This is a genomic window from Planococcus sp. MB-3u-03 (assembly GCF_002833405.1).
Lineage (GTDB): Bacteria > Bacillota > Bacilli > Bacillales_A > Planococcaceae > Planococcus.
Genome location: NZ_CP025134.1, coordinates 1 through 1226, shown reverse-complemented (window position 1 = coordinate 1226; position 1226 = coordinate 1). Strand labels below are relative to the sequence as shown.

Genomic DNA, 1226 nt, shown 5'->3' with positions numbered 1-1226 from the left:
CAAGAATTATCACAAAACTTAGTAGATATAATGGAGAAAAGTGATGAAATATAATAGCAAGTAGGAACAAAAATGGAAAATCTATATAAAATTGAGATTAGAGAATATAAAATGGATAAAAAGAAGGAAAAGGATAAAGAAAAAATGGTGATTGATGAATTTTCATTTTTTAATGCAAAAAGCGATAAAATAACTGAGTATTTGTCAGATTTCGTCAATGGTGGACTTCGTATAATTATTATTTCGCAAAGCATCGATTCGCCGGTACGTACTGAACTAGGAGAACACTTTAATTTACATTTAGAGAGAAATGAAGTTGGGACTTCTACAAGTGTTGACCATTTCGCCGAAGAAAAAGGCCAACTATTTAGCAAACAGCTACTGAAGGTAAATTTATAAATCTAAAAAAACCAGGAGCTCATGCACCTGGTTTTTTTCTATCATTTACTTCATTAGTCCAGTTCTTAATGCGGAATATAAGCTAATAAAATTTCCGCTTGAAAGAGATGATATTTTATAATTTCCGATATTTAAATCTTGCACCTTCTTTTTGGACGGTAAATAAACATCGCAATAATGGTTATGGTATTTAGCTACCCAACTATATTTGCTCTCGATTTTTGGGTCATCAGAGTACTTTTCAAGCGCGGCTTCAATTTTCTCTTTATGTGTCATGACCATATCAAGATATTTAGCTACAGGTAAGCCATCATAAAAAAGGTCTTCTATATAATAAAGGTAATTTATAAAATAGATATTATCTTCTAAGTCCAAGAGTAATTGTTCTGATTGTGGGGCATGACTTCCTCCATAAAACTGTTTTATGTATACGCCCATTAAAGCAGCCACCGTGTTGCTTATAGCAATGCGTGGATGAATCGCGTAAATACTTTCTAAGTCATGAGCCTCTAAAAGCGCTGGGCCAAAGGCGAAAGTATCATCACCGTAATAATCACCTAATGATGTTCCTCCTCGCACAAAATACCCATTCAGAGTCATGTTGAGTTGAAATTCACTTATACTGGTTATGATATTTCCGAGCTGCCCTTCCCCGTCTTCATAACGAGGGTAAGCTAGCACAATATTATCGGTAAAAGCTTTAAAGTTTGCTGATGCATTTAGTTTCTTGATTTCTGTATAACAATCACTAAGCTGGGAATGCAAATCTAAAAGGACTTGTGCCTGCTCTTCTTTTGGCGTACTTCTTATATATTCAGAAAAACCTA

At 34.2% G+C, this 1226-nt stretch carries 2 protein-coding genes; one reads left to right on the top strand and one right to left on the bottom strand.

What is annotated here, in order from left to right; genetic code table 11:
* Positions 1-72: 72 nt before the first annotated feature.
* Positions 73-399, top strand: coding sequence for a hypothetical protein (locus tag CW734_RS01175; RefSeq protein ID WP_101189127.1), 327 nt, complete (start codon positions 73-75; stop codon positions 397-399).
* A 45-nt stretch (positions 400-444) separates the two neighbouring features.
* On the opposite strand, the gene CW734_RS01170 is transcribed toward CW734_RS01175, so the two are convergent.
* On the bottom strand, positions 445-1226 hold a 782-nt coding region (locus CW734_RS01170), incomplete at its 5' end, for a hypothetical protein (protein WP_101189126.1).

Coding starts and splice junctions, on each gene's coding strand:
- CW734_RS01175 (WP_101189127.1), top strand. CDS start 73: ATGGAAAATCTATATAAAATTGAGATTAGAGAATATAAAATGGATAAA.